This window comes from Asticcacaulis excentricus CB 48 (assembly GCF_000175215.2).
In the GTDB taxonomy this organism is placed as follows: domain Bacteria; phylum Pseudomonadota; class Alphaproteobacteria; order Caulobacterales; family Caulobacteraceae; genus Asticcacaulis; species Asticcacaulis excentricus.
The window spans coordinates 1,132,518-1,151,168 of the sequence record NC_014817.1 but is presented as its reverse complement, the minus strand read 5'-3'; the positions used below and the strand labels follow the sequence as shown (position 1 = coordinate 1,151,168).

General features: G+C 61.2%; 11 protein-coding genes. 7 read left to right on the top strand and 4 right to left on the bottom strand.

From position 1 onward, the window contains the following. The first annotated feature begins 122 nt into the window (after nt 1–122). The 5 genes from ASTEX_RS16830 to ASTEX_RS16810 all read left to right on the top strand — a co-directional run bounded on the left by ASTEX_RS16830 (nt 123) and on the right by ASTEX_RS16810 (nt 9,226). Nucleotides 123–3,377, top strand: coding sequence for a TonB-dependent receptor (locus tag ASTEX_RS16830; protein ID WP_013480835.1), 3,255 nt, complete (start codon nt 123–125; stop codon nt 3,375–3,377). 330 nt (nt 3,378–3,707) lie between these two features. Beyond that, complete coding sequence (locus ASTEX_RS16825) at nt 3,708–5,216, top strand: tryptophan halogenase family protein (protein WP_013480834.1); 1,509 nt, start codon at nt 3,708–3,710, stop codon at nt 5,214–5,216. 1 nt (nt 5,217) lies between these two features. Next, on the top strand, nt 5,218–6,711 hold the full coding sequence (locus ASTEX_RS16820; RefSeq protein WP_013480833.1) for a tryptophan 7-halogenase: 1,494 nt from the start codon (nt 5,218–5,220) through the stop codon (nt 6,709–6,711). A gap of 2 nt (nt 6,712–6,713) precedes the next feature. Beyond that, nucleotides 6,714–8,240, top strand: coding sequence for a tryptophan halogenase family protein (locus ASTEX_RS16815; protein WP_041659426.1), 1,527 nt, complete (start codon nt 6,714–6,716; stop codon nt 8,238–8,240). Then, nucleotides 8,237–9,226: a cupin-like domain-containing protein gene (locus tag ASTEX_RS16810; RefSeq protein WP_013480831.1), complete on the top strand. Its 990-nt coding sequence runs from the start codon at nt 8,237–8,239 to the stop codon at nt 9,224–9,226. The genes ASTEX_RS16815 and ASTEX_RS16810 overlap by 4 nt, the downstream gene beginning before the upstream one ends. Before the next feature lie 8 nt (nt 9,227–9,234). Here ASTEX_RS16810 and ASTEX_RS19515 read toward each other — a convergent pair whose 3' ends face one another. The 4 genes from ASTEX_RS19515 to ASTEX_RS16790 form a co-directional block, all read right to left on the bottom strand. Further along, complete coding sequence (locus tag ASTEX_RS19515; RefSeq protein ID WP_013480830.1) at nt 9,235–9,900, bottom strand: DUF6445 family protein; 666 nt, start codon at nt 9,898–9,900, stop codon at nt 9,235–9,237. A gap of 71 nt (nt 9,901–9,971) precedes the next feature. Further along, the gene (locus ASTEX_RS16800; protein ID WP_013480829.1) at nt 9,972–11,342 is read right to left on the bottom strand and encodes an efflux transporter outer membrane subunit; all 1,371 of its coding nucleotides are present in this window, start codon (nt 11,340–11,342) and stop codon (nt 9,972–9,974) included. Between the two features lie 99 nt (nt 11,343–11,441). Then, nucleotides 11,442–14,618, bottom strand: a complete 3,177-nt coding sequence (locus ASTEX_RS16795) for an efflux RND transporter permease subunit (RefSeq protein WP_013480828.1) — start codon at nt 14,616–14,618, stop codon at nt 11,442–11,444. Between the two features lie 118 nt (nt 14,619–14,736). Continuing rightward, nucleotides 14,737–15,927, bottom strand: coding sequence for an efflux RND transporter periplasmic adaptor subunit (locus ASTEX_RS16790; RefSeq protein ID WP_013480827.1), 1,191 nt, complete (start codon nt 15,925–15,927; stop codon nt 14,737–14,739). Nucleotides 15,928–16,178: 251 nt separating this feature from the next. On the opposite strand from ASTEX_RS16790, the gene ASTEX_RS16785 reads away from it, so the two are divergent. Continuing rightward, a complete protein-coding gene (locus tag ASTEX_RS16785; RefSeq protein ID WP_049781745.1) occupies nt 16,179–16,814 on the top strand; it encodes a TetR/AcrR family transcriptional regulator in 636 nt (211 codons plus the stop codon). A 153-nt stretch (nt 16,815–16,967) separates the two neighbouring features. Then, nucleotides 16,968–18,596: a methyl-accepting chemotaxis protein gene (locus ASTEX_RS16780; protein WP_013480825.1), complete on the top strand. Its 1,629-nt coding sequence runs from the start codon at nt 16,968–16,970 to the stop codon at nt 18,594–18,596. Nucleotides 18,597–18,651: the final 55 nt, after the last annotated feature.

The following is an 18,651-nucleotide window of genomic DNA, read 5'->3' as shown; positions in this document are numbered from 1 at the left end:
GTGGATGCAGGTTTCGGGAAGCTCACCAGAGTAGGTGCACAAGGCGCAATGACGCCTTCGTGCTGTTTGCCTCCCCGAAATCTTTTTTTGAGATGAAGAGCGGTCAGGGAGGACTTGAACACATGACAGTTAAGTTGAAGCACGGCGTTTCGGCTATGGCGCTTCTGATTTCCGCCGGCGTGGCTATGGCCGGCGCGGCACAGGCGCAGACCGCGCCCAAGGAAGGCGAGCCGCAGGAAGTTGTCGTCGTCGGCGCGCGCAAAGCCTTGCAGAGCGCCCAGCAAATCAAGAAGAACGCCGACACGGTCGTCGATTCGATCACGGCCAATGACATCGGGGCCTTCCCAGACAAGTCGGTCGCCGAAGCGCTTCAGCGCGTTGCCGGCATCACGGTCAACCGCTTCGCCGCCACCGGCGACACCGCGCACTTCTCGGCTGAGCCGTCGGGCGTCGTCGTCCGCGGTCTGCAACAGGTGCGTTCGGAATTCAACGGCCGAGACATTTTCACCGCCGACTCCAACCGTGGTCTGTCGTGGTCGGACGTGTCGCCGGAACTGATGGGTGGCGTGGACGTCTATAAGAACCAGACGGCTGAGCTGATCGAAGGCGGTATCGCCGGTACGGTCAATCTGCGTACCCGCCTGCCGTTCGACCAAAAGGGTCGTCTGATGGCTGTAACCGGTGAGTACACTTACGGCGATTTGGCCAAGAAGGGCGCCGCAACCTTCTCCGGCATCTATTCCAACCGTTTTGACACCGAATTCGGCGAATTTGGCGTTATGATCAACGCCGCCCACTCCGAAGTTAACACCAACTCGGAAGGCATCCAACTGGGCCGTATGGCCGTGGTGCAAGCCCCCTCAATCTGGGGCACTTCTGCAAAGCGGTACATCCCTACGAGCATCGCCCTTCGGGACAACGTTTATAACCGCGTCCGCGACGGTATCGCCGCCGCCGCACAATGGAAAAGCAACGACGGTAACATCACCGCGACATTGCAATACAACCAGTCCAAAAAGCGTGAGCAATGGGAAGAATACGTTTCCAGCTCAAACGTACCTGTCGATGTTTGGGCCAGAGACATCGAGTACGTAAACACCGCTACGAGCAATACGGCCGCTTGTAAGACAGGTACGACCTGTTCGTTCGACTCGAACGGTTTCCTGCAAAAAGGAACCCTGCTCAGCACGCCGGACACCTGGTTTGGTCGTGCCGGTCGCGCGCCGACGGCCTCAACGGACAGCGACTTTTTCGCCTGCTATAACTGGCAGTCCTGCTACACAGGTCAATACGGCACGACCTTTGGTACTGGCAGCCGCTACAGCGACAGCGTAAACGACACCCGCGACACCTCCTTCAATCTGAAGTGGCGCATTAGCGACAAACTGAGTGCCAGTTTCGACGTTCAGCACGTTGAGGCGATCCAGACCAATTACGACATTACTGTCGATATGAACACGCAGGCTGATACAGCGTGGGACCTGACTGGAGATTTGCCGCAGATCAAGGTTTCAAATGGTTCCAGCTTCAACATGGCACCAGGCGGTATCGCCAACCCGCAAAACTATCGCATTCACGACATCATGGATCACGTGACGGACTCGGATGGTACCGAAGACGCCTTCCGTGCTGACGTGCAATACAGCTTCGACTCGCCATGGCTTAACATGTTGAAGTTCGGCGTTCGTTATGCTGATCGTCAGCAGACGGTGCGCTGGAGCACCTATAACTGGGCGAACGTCACCAACACCTGGAGTGACAACAACAGCTACGATAATTACTTCATCACCGGTGCGAACTTCCCGAACAAGAATGCCTATGGCGTTCGCACACTGGACGCTGACTTCTTCGGTGGTGACCGCACCAATGCCAGCTCTGCGGTGTTTTTTGCCATGGACCTGCTGAAGGACCAGCAAAAGCTGGCGAATACCTTCAACAGCACGGCTTACACGGCAGGCGGCACCAACGCCTGGGTGCCTGTTTGCAAGCGTACGAATCTCGTGGATGGTTGTTTCCGTCCGGCTGAAATCGCTGATGTATCCGAAGTCACCAAGGCTGCTTACCTGCAACTGAAGTTTGGTGGTGATGATGCCTTGCTGTTCGGTAAATTCCCGGTAACGGGTAATATCGGTGTGCGATATGTCAAGACTGACAACGAGAGCATCGGCGGCATAAACTTTGGTGCCGGCTCTATCGTCTACGCGACAACTCCGACCAGTGACGTCACATCGACGGTAAACGGCGTTACGACGACTCGGACGGTGCTGAACCCGACCTATTTCATTTCCCAAGCCGATCGCAACTTCGTGGCAGTCAACACGAATCGTGCTTCGAACATAGCCACGCATGAACATTGGCTGCCGAGCTTCAACGCCCGTATCGGGATCGCAGATGAATGGTACATGCGGATTGCCGCCTCGCGGGCAATGTCGCGCCCGGATATCGGGAACCTGAAGGCCTACACATCGGTTGGTTCGACCATCCCGTCTCAATCGGAACTGGTTTGTGGCGTAACGGTTGTGTGTGCCAACAACGCCTTGCCGGTGACCCCTGCCAACGCCAGCAATATCCAAAGCCTTATCCTGACGTACACGTCGGATACCAACAACCCGTACCTGAAGCCGGTAACGGCGGATCAGTTCGACCTGTCGTTCGAAAACTACTTCTCTTCGACCGGTTCGTTCACCTTCTCGCTGTTCTATAAGCAGTTCCACGACTACATTACGCAAGGCGTGTACTTCCGTAACGTCACCAACAATGGTGTGACGCGTAATGTTCGCACACGCGGTCCGATCAACGCGGACGGCGGCGCGATCAAGGGTTGGGAACTGTCCTATAAGCGCTTCTTCGACAACCTGCCCTCCCCGTGGAACGGCCTCGGTATCGACTTCAACTACACCATGCTCAACAACACGGGCATCAAGTCGTCGAACGTCGTTGTCAATTCCGGTGACGGCACGGCGGGTCAATCGGGTGGCGGTACGTCAATCGCGGCCAACTCGTTTACCGACCTGCCGCTGGAAGGCCTGTCTGACAAGACCTTCAACCTGGTCGGTATGTACGAAAAGGGTGCCTGGTCGGCGCGTCTGGCCTACAACTGGCGCTCGGAATATCTGGTGACCTCGCAGGATTGCTGTATCGCACTGCCGATCTGGCAGGAATCGGCGGGCTATCTCGACGCTCGTCTGGCCTACCGCTTCAACGACCATGTTGAAGTCTCGATCGAAGGCACGAACCTGCTCAACACCGTGACCGTGCTGAAGCAACAAGTCGATGGGGCGACTCAGAATAGCCCGAACGATACGCGCCTGTTGCTGCCGAACGCCTGGTTCCAGAACGATCGCCGCCTGCAGGCTCAGGTTCGCCTGAAGTTCTGATAGGTGCACCGGTCCAAACGGTAGGATGAGGTCGTCCGGGAAGCGTTCTTTTCCCGGACGACCGGTCTCCCGCGCAACGGTTACAACGCTTGCGCGCCTCTCCTTCCGTCATTTGCGGAAACCCTTGCGGGACGCATCACACGTGGTGCGTCCTGTTTTTATCTGGCCAGTTCTTTTCTGGGCCAGTTCTTCTGGGCCAATTCTTCTGGGGATGAGACAGAGTGACGCGCTTTTTTATCCAAAAAGGGCCTCACAGTTTTCAAAATGCGGTCTAAGATTGCCGTTCTGAAAAAAGACCCCACCCATCAGAAGCCAAAAGGGGAAGCAGGGATGACCCCCATTCGCAACATCACCATACTGGGCGGCGGCACATCCGGTTGGATGGCGGCGGCGGTGCTGAGCCGCGCCTTCGCGCCCGAGGCCTGTACCATCCGCCTGATCGAGTCCGAAGAGATCGGCATTGTCGGCGTGGGCGAAGCCACCTTGCCGCAGGTGCGCGATTTTAACACCTACCTCGGCATTGATGAGGCCGAGTTCATGCGCGCGACCAATGCCACCTTCAAGCTGGGGATTGAATTCTGCGGCTGGGGCACGTCGGGCAGCTACCACCACCCCTTTGGTGTCCACGGTCAGTCGGCCGGCGGCATCCCATTTCATCAGCTATGGCTGAAGGCGCGAAGCTTCATGGACCCCGGTTCCATCGAGGACTATGCCTTCCCCATCCGATTAGCCCGCGAAAACCGCTTCGACTTTCCGGTCGCGGATTCCAAATCTATCCGCTCGACCTACGCCTATGCCTACCATTTCGATGCGGTCCTCTATGCCCGCTATCTGCGCCAGTGGTGCGAGGCGCGCGGCGTGCAGCGCATCGAAGGGCAGGTCACCGGCGTCAACCAAAACGCTGAGACCGGATTTGTTGAAACCCTAACGCTGGCCAGTGGTGAGACGGTTGGCGGTGACCTGTTCATAGATTGCTCCGGCTTTCGCGCCGTCATCGTCGGTCAGGCCCTGAATCTGGGCTGGGAAGACTGGACGTCGTGGCTGCCGTGCGACCGGGCGCTGGCCGTGCCGTGCGAACGCACGGATGACCTAACGCCCTATACACGCGCTACCGCCCGGGAGGCCGGCTGGACGTGGCGCATCCCGCTTCAGCATCGCACCGGCAACGGCTATGTTTTCTCCAGCCGCTTTTCGACGGAAGACCGCGCGCGTGAGGTGCTGCTGGGCGCGCTGGATGCTCCCGCGCAGGCCGAGCCTCGCCTGCTGCGCTTTCAGGCCGGTCGTCGCACGGCGTCGTGGAGCAAAAACGTCATCGCGCTCGGTCTGGCCTCCGGCTTTCTGGAGCCGCTGGAATCGACCAGCATCTACCTGTCGCAGATCGCCCTGACCTTCCTGATGCGTCTGATGCCGGACATGCGCTTTGACCCGACGCTGGCGCGCGAGTTCAACCGACTGATCGACATCGAATATGAACGGGTGCGCGACTTCCTGATCCTGCACTATCATGCCAATTCGGCGAGCGAAGGCCCCCTGTGGGACTATGTGCGCACCATGCCCGTGCCGGACAGCCTGAAAGAAAAGATGGCGCTGTTCCGCCACCGCGGCCACGTTCAGCAGTACAAGGATGGCCTGTTTTCCCCGGCCAGCTGGATCGCCGTCTTCATGGGGCAGGACATCATGCCGCAAGCCTACGACCGGCAGGCCGACAGCATGGGCGAAGAGGTCCTGACGGACTATCTGAAACGCCTCAAACGCAAGATCGACAGCAATCTGGCCGTTCTGCCCTCACACGCCGAGTTTGTGGCCGCCCATTGCTACGATCCGAACAGCGGGATTTAACATGACTGATACCCCCGTCAGACCGGTGCGCAAGGTCGTCATCGTCGGCCGCGACGAGGCCCTTTGGCTGACCGCTGCGGTTTTGCAACGCACCTTTGCGCGCAGCGATCTGAGCTTTACCGCCGTCGAACTGCCGTCTCTGCTGCGCCCCGGTGAAGTGCTGCCGACGCTGGGCAGTCAGGCCGGCTTCCACGCCCGTCTGGGGCTGGACGAAGCGGTGCTGATGCGGGCGCTGGGCGCGACCTTCACGCTGGGTCAGCAATATGTGGGCTGGGCCAAGACCGCGCCGCCGGTCTTTGTAGGCTATTCCAGTACGGGCGTAGCGCTGCAAAACGTGCCCTTCCATCATCTGTGGCTGCGCGCCCGCGCCTCAGGCATGAACGTGGCGTTTGAGGACTTCGCCATCAATGCCGCCTGTGCCAAGCAGGGGCGTCTGCTGACCCCCGATGCCGACCTCAGCGGTTTTGCCGAGGCCAATAGCGGCTTTCACCTGCCCGCCGCCCCCTATGCCGAAATGCTGCGGCAGGTGGCGCTGAAGCGAGGGGTGCGACACCTGCCCACCGCGCACATTTCACCGGTCGTGAAGGGCTCTCAGATGACCGCCGTGGTCCTGTCCGACGGGCAAACGGTCGAGGGCGATCTGTTTATCGACACCACCGGCAGCGACGCGCGCCTGCTCAGCCAGATGCCGGACTCAGGCTTTACCTCATGGCGGCACTGGCTACCCTTTGACCGCCTGCTGACCACCTATGCGGCCCCCGCAACGCCACTTCCGGCTTTTGCACAGATCACCGCCTTCCGGTCAGGCTGGGCTGGACTCTTCCCGCTGCGCGACTATACCGCCGTGCAACAGGTCTACACCCGCGACGATCTGTCTGACGAAGAGGCCTTTGAAAACGCGGCCATGGTGGTGAAGATGAGCCTGCATCCGGAGGCGACGGTGACGCCTTTTGAAGCGGGCCGCCGCCCGGCCTGGTCGGGCAATGTCATCGGGCTGGGCGAAGCCGCTGCCGTGCTTGATCCTTTGGGCAGCGCGCGGATGCCTGCCCTGCTGCTTGGCCTGTCGCACCTGACGGCCCTGTTCCCGCTCGATACGTCCGGGCTGGAAAGCGCTGTGTACAACCGCACCGTGGGTCAGGCCTATGAGCGTCTGCGCGATGCACAGATCTGGCTCTACAGCCTCAATAAACGCCGCGATCAGCCGGTCTGGGACCATCTGCGCAGCGTCAGCCTGCCGCCGGAACTGGCCTATAAGCGCGAAGTGTTTGCCGCCTGTGGTCACCTGCCGGTGTATGATGACGAAACCTTCGATGAGGCGTGGTGGACGGCCGCGGGCCTTGGCCACGGGCTGTTGCCTGCGGCCCATGATGTGCGCGCCGATCAGCTTGCGGAACCGGAGCTGATCCGCCACTTTCAGACGGTCCTTGGCTATGTGCGCAAGCAGGTCGAGGCCATGCCCACCCCAGACAGCGTGTTGAGAGCAAGAACGGCATAAAGATGCAACAGCCTATCAGGAAGATTGTGATTGTTGGCGGCGGCAGTGCCGGATGGATGGCTGCCGCGGCCCTGGCCAAGACGCTGGGCGACACTCTGGAGATTGATCTGATTGAATCAGAGGAGATCGGGATTGTCGGCGTCGGCGAAGCCACCATTCCGCCCATTCTCAAATACAACGACTTTCTGGGCATCGACGAAGCCACCTTCGTGCGCGAAACCAACGCCACCTACAAGCTGGGCATTGAGTTCGTCGATTGGCGCGCCAAAGGGCACAGCTATTTCCATCCCTTTGGCCACAGCGGGCGGGATATCGAAAGCTTCCCCTTTCATCACTACTGGCTGGCCGACTGGCGCCGCCGGGGCGGTGACTATGACTATACGCAGTTCAATCTGGAAACCGTCGCCGCCTATAAGGGGCGTTTCGGGCATCTGTCGGCCGAAGGCGACAGGCCCGGTCTGAACTACGCGTTTCAGTTCGACGCCGTCCTCTATGCCAAATTCTTGCGCAACTACAGCGCCGAGCGTGGCGTCATCCGCCACGAAGGTCGCATTGTCAGCGTCGAACAGCACCCGGAAAGTGGCTTTGTGAAGGCGGTCGTCACCGCCGATGGCCGTCGCCTTGAGGGCGACCTGTTTATCGACTGCTCCGGCTTCCGCGGCCTGCTGATCGAGGGGACGCTGAACTGCGGTTACGAAGACTGGTCGCGCTGGCTGCCGATGAACAGCGCCGTGGCCGTGCCCTGCGAACGCGTCGCGGACATTACCCCCTATACCCGCGCCACAGCGCGCGAAGCCGGCTGGACATGGCGTATTCCCCTGCAACACCGCACCGGTAACGGCTATGTCTTCTCCGATCAGTTCCTCAGCGTCGAAGACGCCAAAACGCGACTGCTCGGTTGCCTTGACGACGCGCCCCTGGCCGATCCGCGTCTGCTGAAATTTGTCACCGGTCACCGCAAGCGCGTGTGGGACAAGAACGTAGTGGCGCTGGGTCTGGCCTCCGGCTTCCTTGAGCCGCTGGAATCGACAGCCATCCATCTGGTGCAATCAGGCATTACCCGCCTTTTGGCCCTCTTCCCCCGAACGGGGATCGTGCCTTCGGTCGTGACGCAATATAATCGTGATGTCCTGTTCGATTACAACAATATCAAAGACTTCCTGATTGCTCACTATAAGATCAGTGAACGCGACGACACGCCCTTCTGGCGCTGGGTGCAGGCTATGGAGATGCCGGACAGCCTGAAAGAGCGGCTGGAGATGTTCCGTGAAACCGCGCTTCTAGTCACGCGCGAACCGGAACTGTTCCGGGAGACGAGCTGGCTGGCGGTCATGATGGGGCAAGGACTGCTGCCCAAGACCAGTCATCCGATTGTTGAGACGATCGAGGCCGCCGACCTGCGCCTGCACATGAGCCGCTGGCGCAAGATGCTGGAAAGCCGTGCCGACAGCCTGCCCGCCCACGAAGACTATGTGCGCCGCTTCGCGCCTTCCGCTGACCTGAAGATGCGTATGGCCAGCGCCGGATGACACCCGTCCGCACGATAGAGGCCGTGACGGCGGAGGCCTTTACGGCCGTGCAAGCGGCGGCGCAACCGGTGGTCCTGAAGCAACTGGTGGCGGACTGGCCCATCGTGGCCGCCGCCCGGCAGTCGGATCAGGCCGTCACGGCGCTGCTGGCCGATCTCGATGCCGGGCTGAAAGTGCCGCTGTCCATCCTGCCCCCCGAAGCGAACGGACTTTGTCATTACGATGCCAGCCTGACCGGCGTGAATTTTCGCACCACGTCGCAATGGCTCGAAGACATCTGGCCAAGGCTGCTGTCCCCGCCTGCCGACGGCAGCGGCTATTACGTGCAATCCCTGCCCACCGAAATCTACCTGCCGCGTTTTGCCGAGGCGCATGTCATGCCCTTGCTGCCGCCGCAGGTCCAGCCGCGTCTGTGGCTCGGCACCGATGTGGCCACCCAGACCCATTACGACCTGATGCGCAATATCGCCTGCGTCGTGGCCGGACGCCGCCGCTTTACCCTGTTTCCGCCGGATCAGCAGGCCAATCTCTACCCCGGCCCGGATGATTTTACCCCCGGCGGCGCGCCGTTGAGCCTGCCCGACATCCGCACCCCGGATTTCGCGCGCTGGCCCCGTTTGCGGGCGGCGCTGGACAGTGCGCAGGTGGCCGAACTGGAACCCGGTGACGCCCTCTACATCCCCTATGGCTGGTGGCATCAGGTGCAGTCGCTGGCCCCCTTCAATGCCCTCATCAATTACTGGTGGAATGACGCGGACTCCGCCCGTCCCCTACCCCGCCTGGCCTTCAAGGCGGCGCTGGTGGCGCTACGGGACCTGCCGGACGAACAAAAGGCCGTCTGGCGTCACATGTTCGATCTGTTTGTCTTTGGCGACAGCGAGGCGGCTAGGGCGCACCTGCCGCCTCAGGTGCGCGGGGCCTATGGCGAACTGACCCCCGAACGGCTGAAAGCGCTGAAGGCCGAAATCGCAGCGGCCTTTAAATAAACCGGTAGCTATCGGATACCAAAGAACAGGTTGGCCGTCAGGCGACGCGGGCTGCTGGCCTGCACCTGACCGTAGTGGATTTGTCCCGCCCGGTAAAAGATCAGCCGGTTGAAGCGCGGTTCAATGGCGGCAATGGGCTCAAAAAACTGCGACCGTGCCGCCTCACCGCTGCCCTCAAAACCATCCAGCTCCAGCCGTTTGGCGCGCTCAAAGCTATAGCTGCGGCTGGGGGTGATCAGTTCGTGCCCGCTGGCCCGGTGACGGAAGAAGGCCGTGCCGCCCAAATCCCCTTCAAACAGATAATGCACACTGGCAAAGCTGTTGAGGCTGAAGGCATCGATATGCGGCGCGGCCTGCCGCACGTCCATGGCGTCGGGGGCCTGCGTGGCCACGCCGAAAAAGCCGAACAGTGGCAAGGGCTGCGGCGTCACACCAAAATGCGGCAACAGACGGGGAAGAAGCTCCGTTGCAACCAGCGTCTTATAGGCCTGTGGCAAGGGGGCATTGAGGCCGGGATAGCGCGATCCGGGCGCAGGCGTGCGAAAGGCTGCCTCACCGGCTTCGGCAATCAGGGCCTGCGGATCGCTCAGCACCTCATCGACAATGATCAGGTGCTGCGCCTCATGGCCCAGAGACTGAACCGTCAGGGTAAGATAGGGATTGAGAGAGATCATACAAAAAACCGCCTGAGAGAATGATAATCCGGTTCCCTCAGGGGGTCAAAGTGCAAAGCGTCGCAACAAATCTATTGCAGACCGCCGCCCGTGGCCGCGTAGAGCCGCGTCAGATTCAGCGCCCGCGTCAGGCGCGTGGTGATCAGGCCCTGCTGCGCGCCGTAGAGGGTGCGCTGGGCATCGGTCAGGGTCAGGCGCGAATCTACGCCGCGATCAAAGCGGGCGCGCGACAGAGCTTCCGTTTCGCTGGCGGCCTGGACCACGCGGGTCTGAGCCGTCAGGCGCGTGTCGATCGTCGAGCGCACAGCCAACGCATCGGCCACGTCGCGGAACGCCGTCTGGATCGACTTTTCGTAGGTGGCCAGCGCAATATCCCGCGCCTTTTTCGAGCTTTCCAGCCCAGCGATATTGGCCCCGCCGGCGAAGATCGGCACCGAGATCGACGGCGCAAAGCTCCAGGTGTCGGCCCCGTCAAACAGGTTGTTGAGATCGGTAGAGGCCTTGCCCACGGCACCCGTCAGCGAGATGCGCGGGAAGAAGGCGGCGCGCGCCGCCCCGATATTGGCATTGGCGGCCTTCAGGTCGAACTCCGCAGCCACCACGTCCGGACGCTTCAGCAGCACCTCCGACGGCAGGCCAACCGGCAGGTCGCTCAGCACGGCGTTTTCCGGCAGCGCGTTCGGCAGGTTGGCCGCTTCGACCTCAACGCCCACCAACAGGCGCAGGGCGTTCTTGTCCTGCTGCACCAGCGCTTCCAGTTGCGCCACATCGGCGCGCGCCTGTTCGGTCAGGGTCTGCTCCTGACGCAGGCCCAGCGCATCGGTGGCCCCAAGGTCAAAGCGCTTTTGCGTCAGGGACAGGCTCTCTTCGCGCAGACGCAGGGTCTCACGCGACAGGCGCAACTGCTCCTGATCGGCCCCCAGAGTCAGCCACGCCGTCGCCACGGACGAGATCAGCGACAGCTTGGCCGCCTTCTGGTTTTCCGCCGAGGCGAAATAGGTGTTGAGCGCGGCATTGCTTAGGGAGCGCACCCGCCCGAACAGGTCCAGCTCCCACGAGGCCCCGATGTCGGCGCTATAGGACTCGGTGTCCGTACCGGTGCCGGTATCCCCGCGGCGGCCGCTGACCGTGCCATTGACGCTAGGGAACAGGCTGGCGCGCTGCACGCTGTACTGGGCGCGCACGCGCTCGGCATTCAGCGTGGCGATGCGCAGGTCGCGGTTATTGACCAGCGCCTCATAGATGACGCTTTGCAGACGCGGGTCGAGGAAGACCTTCTGCCACGGCAGGGTTTCGGCCGACTCTCCCTGCGCCGTGGCGGGGGTCGGGAACTGATCGGCCACCGGCAGGGTGCCGCGCTCATATTTCGGAGCCAGCGTACAGGCGCTGAGGACCAGAGCCGTGGCCGGAAGCATCAGACCGAGTTTAAACGAGCTTTTCATAAGAGCACTTTCCGAAAAGTGTGACGCACTTTTCGGATTAAAAGTGCGTCAAATCAAAAATACAGAGCGCCGATCTGATGAGATCAGATCGGCAAGGCTCTAGTGGTCCTCACGGTTGCGACGCGACTGTTCCAGCGCCGCCAGAGCTTCGCGCTCCGCCGCCAGAGTCTTAAGGTGCTTTTCGTCCGCCTTGAACATCTTTTCAATGATGACAAAGAAAAGCGGGATAAAGAACACCGCCAGGAAGGTCGCCGACAGAATGCCGCCGACCAGACCCGTACCGATGGCATTCTGGCTGCCCGACCCCGCGCCATTGGCGAAGAACAGCGGCAGGATGCCGAAGGTAAAGGCCATCGAGGTCATGATGATCGGGCGCAGGCGGACGCGGGCAGCCTGAAGCGTGGCGTCAATAAGACCCATGCCGTTTTCGTGGTTGTGCTTGGCAAACTCGACGATCAGGATGGCGTTCTTGGCCGACAGACCGATGATGGTCAGCAGCGCCACCTGAAGATAGATGTCGTTCGAAAGACCGCGCAGCAGGGTGGCAATCAGCGCGCCCAGTACGCCCAGCGGGATAACCATGACGATGGCCACCGGGATCGACCAGCTTTCATATAGCGCGGCCAGCAGAATGAAGACGACGAAGATCGACAGGGCGTAGAGCATCGGCGCTTCGGCCCCTGACGCCTTCTCCTGAAGCGACAGGCCGGTCCATTCATAGCTGATGCCGGGAGGCAGTTGCGCGATGATCTTCTCCATCTCGGCCATGGCCTGACCCGATGACTTGCCCGGCGCAGCCATACCCTGAATATTCATCGATGGCGCGCCGTTATAGCGTTCCAGTCGCGGCGAGCCATAGGCCCAGTGTGCGGTCGTGAAGGCCGACAATGGCACCATCTGACCCTGAGTATTACGCACATACCACTGGTTCAGATCTTCCGGCTTCATGCGGAAGGGCGCATCGGCCTGCACATAGACCTTCTTGACGCGGTTGCGGTCGATAAAGTCGTTGACATAGGCCCCGCCCATGGCGGTCGAAAGCGTGGCATTGACATCGCTGAGGCTGACGCCCATCGACCCGGCGGCGACCTGATCGATGTCGAGCTTCAGTTCCGGCGTGTCTTCCATGCCGTTAGGACGCACGGCCATCAGCGACGGGTTCTGCGCCGCCATACCCAGCACCTGATTACGGGCATTGAGTAGGGCTTCGTGGCCCAGCCCCCCGACGTCCTTCAGCTGAAGGTCGAAACCTGACGAGTTGCCGAGTTCGGACACTGCGGGCGGCACGATGGCAAAGGCCATGGCGTCACGGAACTGGCTGAAGGCACCCATGGCGCGCCCGGCGACAGCGGGGGCTTTCAGGTCCGGCGATTTGCGCTCCTCAAAGGGTTTGAGGCGGACGAAGGCCATACCGGCATTTTGCCCCACACCGGCGAAGGAGAAGCCGCTGACCGTAAAGTTCGATTCCACGGCCGGGTCCTTGGCGAAGTGCGCGGCGACCTGATCCATGACCTGACCGGTACGCTCATCCGTGGCCCCCGGCGGCAATTGCACCAGCGAGAACATGATGCCCTGATCCTCTTCCGGCAGGAAGGAGGTCGGGATACGGGTGAACAGGAAGGCCATCAGGCCGACGATCACCGCGAAGACGATCATGTAGCGACCGCCCTGCCCCAGAATCTTGCCCACCGTGTTGCGGTAGCCATTGGCCATGCGGTCAAAGTTGCGGTTGAACCAGCCGAAAAAGCCCTTCTTGTCCTGATGTTCGGCATCAGAGGCTTTCAGAAGCGTGGCACACAGGGCCGGCGTCAGGATCAGGGCCACCACCACCGACAGGACCATGGCCGAAACGATGGTGATAGAGAACTGACGATAGATGACGCCCTGCGACCCGCCGAAGAAGGCCATGGGGATGAACACCGCCGACAGGACCAGCGCAATGCCGATCAGCGCCCCGGTGATTTCTTCCATCGACTTGATGGTCGCGGCCATGGGCGGCAGCTTTTCCTCGTGCATGACGCGCTCGACGTTTTCGACCACGACGATGGCGTCATCGACCAGCAGACCGATAGCCAGCACTAGCCCGAACAGGGTCAGGGTATTGATCGAATAACCAAAGGCCGCCAGCACCCCAAAAGTCCCCAGCAACACCACCGGCACCGCGATGGTCGGGATAATGGTGGCGCGCCAGTTTTGCAGGAAGAGGAACATGACGACGAAGACGAGTACCACGGCTTCGATCAGGGTCTTCACGACCTCATGGATCGACAGCTCGATAAACGGCGTCGTGTCGAACGGCACCACATAGCGGTAGCCCTTGGGGAAGTTCTTTTCCAGCTCAGCCATCTTGGCCTTCACCGCATTGGCGGTGTTGAGCGCATTGGCCCCGGTGGCGAGGCTGATGGCGACACCGGTCGCTTCACGGCCATTGAACTTCACCGTCCCGGTATATTGCTGAGCCCCCAGCTCAATGCGCGCCACGTCCTCCAGCTTCACCACGGCACCGCCGGAGGTGTTTTTGAGGATGATGTTGCGGAACTGCTCGATGCGGGTGAGGCGCGACTGCGCGGTGATGGTGGCGTTGAGCACCGTGCCCTTGACGGCCGGCAGACCGCCCAGTTGCCCGGCAGAGACCTGCGTGTTCTGGGCGCGAATAGCATTCATAACATCAGTCGGCGTAAGGCTGTAGCTATTCAGCTTGGCCGGATCGAGCCAGATACGCATGGCGTACTGGGCCCCGAAGTTCTGGATGGTGCCGACGCCATCGACGCGGCTGAGCTGATCGACCAGAGTCGAGGACATGTAGTCGCCAAGGTCATGGCCGGAAACGCTGGGGTCTTCTGCATACAGACCGACCACCATCAGGAAGCTGGAGGTCGCCTTGGCCACCGTCAGGCCCTGTTGCTGCACCTCCTGCGGCAGGAGCGGCGTGGCTGATTGCAGCTTGTTCTGCACCTGAACCTGCGCGATGTCCGGATCGGTCCCGGCCTTAAAGGTCAGGGTGATCGAGGCGGCCCCGCTCGAATCCGAGGTCGAGTTCATGTACAAAAGGCCATCAATGCCCTTCATCTGCTGCTCGACGATCTGGGTGACCGAGTCTTCGACGGTCTTGGCCGAAGCGCCCGGATAGAAGGCACTGACCGACACCTGCGGCAGGGCGATCTGCGGATACTGGGCGACGGGCAGGTTGGCGATGGACAGAAGGCCCGCCATCATGATGACGATGGCCACCACCCAGGCAAAGATCGGTCTGTGGATAAAGAAACGCGAGATCATGACGGTGCCTTTGCAGGAACGGATGCAGTCAGATAGAGGTCTGGCAGATAGAGGTCTGGGGCTGGCGACGGACACACTTCGGGCGTCGCGTCGTCAGCCATGAATTAAAACGCTTGATTTACTTCGCTTTTTGTGCAGCCGCCGCCGGAGCTTCCTTGGCGGCGCCGACGCTAACGGGCTTAACCGGCGCTTCGGGGCGAATTTTCTGAAGACCTTCGACGATGACCTTCTCACCGGCTTGCAGACCCTCGGTCACCAGCCACTTGTCACCGACCGTCTGCGCCACCTTGATCGGGCGCATCTCAGCCTTGCTGTCCTTCGACACCACCATGACCGTGGCATTGCCCTTCGGATCGCGCGTCACCGCCGGCTGCGGCACCAGAATGCCGTTGCCGACCACGCCCGACACGATTCGCGCCTTGGCATACATGCCCGGCAGCAGGACGCCGTTGGGGTTGGGGAACAGGGCGCGCAGCGTCACCGTGCCGGTCGATTCATCGACACTGACGTCCGAAAATTGCAACTTGCCCTTGATCGGATAGACCGTACCGTCTTCAAGGACCAGCTCGACATCGGCGGTTGCGGCCTCACCGATCTGACCCGCCGCCGCGGCGCGTTTCAGCGCCATCAGCTCGGTCACCGACTGATTAATGTCGAGATAGATATTGTCGATGTTCTGAATGCGCGCTAGCTCTGTAGCCTGCGCAGCAGTGACCAGAGCGCCCGGCGTGACGTTCGACTTACCGATACGGCCCGAAATCGGCGCCATGACCTTGGTGTAGCCAACATTGATACCCGCGGTTTGTAGCGCGGCCTGACCGGCGGCGACGGTCGCCTTGGCCTGAGCGTACTGCGCCTGCGCGTCGTCATTGTCCTGCTTGGACACGGCATTGATCTTAACCAGCTCGGCATAGCGTTCGGCCTTGAGCCGTGCTGCCGTCAGATTGGCTTCGGCCTGCGCCACGGTAGCCTGTGCCTGAGCGTAGGACGCCTGAAACGGCGCGGCGTCGATCTGATAGAGGGGCTGACCTGCCTTGACGTAGCCGCCTTCGGTGAACAGGCGCGCCTTGACGATGCCGCTCACCTGCGGGCGCACTTCCGACAATAGGAAGGCCGAGGTGCGGCCCGACAGTTCCGTGGTCAGATTGACCGGTTCAGATGCCACGACGACGATGCCCACTTCGGTCGGCCCGCCCATACCCATGCCGCCCGCCCCGGGGCCGCCTTCCTTCTTGCCGCAGGCCGTCAGGGTGAGGCCAAGGGCCAGCACCACCGCTGCGGATTTCATAAAGGGAAATTGCGATCTCATGCGGGTTCTCTCCGGAACGAAATGTCAGTCACTTGTAAATGCCGCCTTATACGTCGGCGCAGATCAAAGTGTGCAACGCAAAACACGCCCTACACCTGTCGCACGGATGTGCAAGAAAGTGTCAGCACGAAATGAGAGTGAACGATCATTCTCATTTTTTCTGGCCTTACGCGGCTTTTTGGTGTATGTCAAGCGCAGAGATAATATTAAAAAATGTTAACCCCTTATCCACGAAGGGTTTGCCACCGCGGATGACCAGTACAGCTTTGAAGTCCCCTCTTAACACTACCCCTCCCCTGCCCCGTGCGCGTCAAAGCCGCGAGGAGCGACGCCAGCAGATTCTGGACGCCACTTTGCGCTGCGTCAGACGCTCCGGATTTCATGGCGCCTCCATGGCCGACATCGCCGCCGAAGCGAAGATGAGTGTCGGCGTTATCTATCGCTATTTTGCGAATAAAGAAGCCATTATTGAAGCTATTGTGGCCAGCGATCTAGCCGAAATGCGCGCCAAGTTCGCCGAATGGGACGAGACCCCTGACGATCAGCTGCTGGATACTCTTCTCAACACGATCGACTTCGCGCTGGACCACAAATACGGCCCGGACAAGAGCGCGCTAGCTCTCGAAGTGCTGGCCGAAGCCGCGCGCAACCCGCGCGTAGCCGCTATAGTGCAGGCCGCCGATGTCCAGGAGCGCGAGCTGGGCCGCAGCCTCTGTGACCGCCTCAATCCAGGGTGCGACCGGCGACGTCTGGACGCGCGCGGTGAAATCATCAGCATGCTGTTTGACGGCATGATGATCCGCGCCATTACCCATCCGGACATCGACCGTGAGGCGCTGGCCAACGATTTGCGCGAGGTGATGCAGGTGCTGTTCATCATCAAATAGGGCGGCTGAAGGCACGGCAAGATAGCACCATAAACAGCTTTTATCTGCCGTCGCCTCCATGGTTAACTCTCCATTAAAAAACGAAGCGTTACTGGACGTCCAGTTCAGAAAACGAGTCGGCTCAGACACGTGCCGGCAAGAGGTGGGGCGACTATGCTAGAGCGTTTGGGCATCCGGTTAAGCGTGGGCTGGCGCGACGGGCTAATCTCCGGAGGCGTCCTGTTTGCCGCGGCCGCCGTCACCGGTCTGGCGGTCTATCTCACCGCTTCGTCAGCGCTGAAAAACGAGGTGCGTACCAATCTGATGCGTGTTGCCGTCAGCGCGGCGCAATTGACCGACACCACCACCCACGCCCGCATCACCCGCCCGGAGGATCAGGGTAATGCCGATTATGAGCACGTACGCGCCCCCTATTTTGCCCTGTTGCGCGGCAATCCCGATCTCGCCTACATCTACACCATGGTCCGGGTGGACGGTAAGACCCATTTTATCATGGACGCCTCCATCCCCAAGCCGGGCGAAACCGTAGTGCCGACCGGCGTGATGGAAACCTACGAGAACAGCACCCCAGCGCTCGAACAGGCCTTCGCCACCCAGACCCCTCAGGTCGAGGCCGACACCTATACGGACAAATGGGGCACCTTCCTGTCAGGCTATGCGCCGCTGATGGACAAGGGCCGCTTTGTTGGTCTGGTCGGCGTCGATATCCGCGTGGACGCCTATCTGAAACGGCTGGAGGGCATTCGCAATGCCTTTCTGACCGGTCTGGGCGTCGCGGCATTGGCAGCCATTGCGGCCGGGCTGATCGTCGGGCGTCACCGCAACGCCGCTGTGCGTGTGCGTCAGGAAAACGCGGCCCGCTCACAGCAATTGCAGGCCATGGAGCATGACCGGCTGCGCGCCGAACATGAGGCACTTCAGGCCGAAGCCAGCCGCCGCGCCGCCATGTCTGACGCTGCCGCGGCCTTTGAACAAACTGCCTGCCGCATTCTCGACCGGGTGAAGCAGTCGGTCAGCGGTCTGCACGAACGCGCCGCCGATGTTTCGGAAATTGCCATCCGTACCCGCGAAGGCGTCGAAACCGCCGCTACCGCGACGCGCAACACGCAAGAACGCGCCCGGCACGTCTCCGAAGCCGCACAGGCCCTCAGCCTCGCCATCAGCGATATCGCCGAACGCAGTGCCCGCTCCAACGCCATAGCCCACGAAGCGGCGCACCGGTCCGTTGACGCAGCAGCCAAGCTGGACTCGCTGTCGGCCCGGTCGGCGCAGATCACCGATATTATCGGCCTGATTGACGACGTAGCGTCCCAGATCAATCTGCTGGCGCTCAACGCCACCATTGAGTCGGCGCGCGCCGGAGACGCCGGCAAGGGCTTTGCGGTGGTCGCCTCAGAGGTCAAGACCCTCTCCGGCCGCGTCGCCGAGGCCACCCGCCGCATCACCACCCAGGTTCAGGACATTCAGTCCGCCACGAGCGAGACCGTGGCCAGCGTTGGGGCTATCCGCAGCATCATCGAAGACATGGGCCGCACAGCTCAGGACGTCGCGCAGGCCGTCGAGGCGCAGACGGGCCTCACCGCCCGCATAGGCGAAACTATCGAACAGGCCGCCGAGGACGCGCAGGCGGTGGGATGCACCCTGCAACGCGTGCACCGTTCAGCCGACGAGACCGATCAGACCGCCGCCTGCGTCAGCGTGGAATCGGCACATCTGGCCGAAGAAACCGCACGCTTGAGTAGCGCTGTGGAAACCTTCTTGCTCGCGGTAAGAGCCGCCTGATCCGGAACCGGCCCCGACCTTCACACAACTGTCACAAAACTGTTGTAAACGCCGG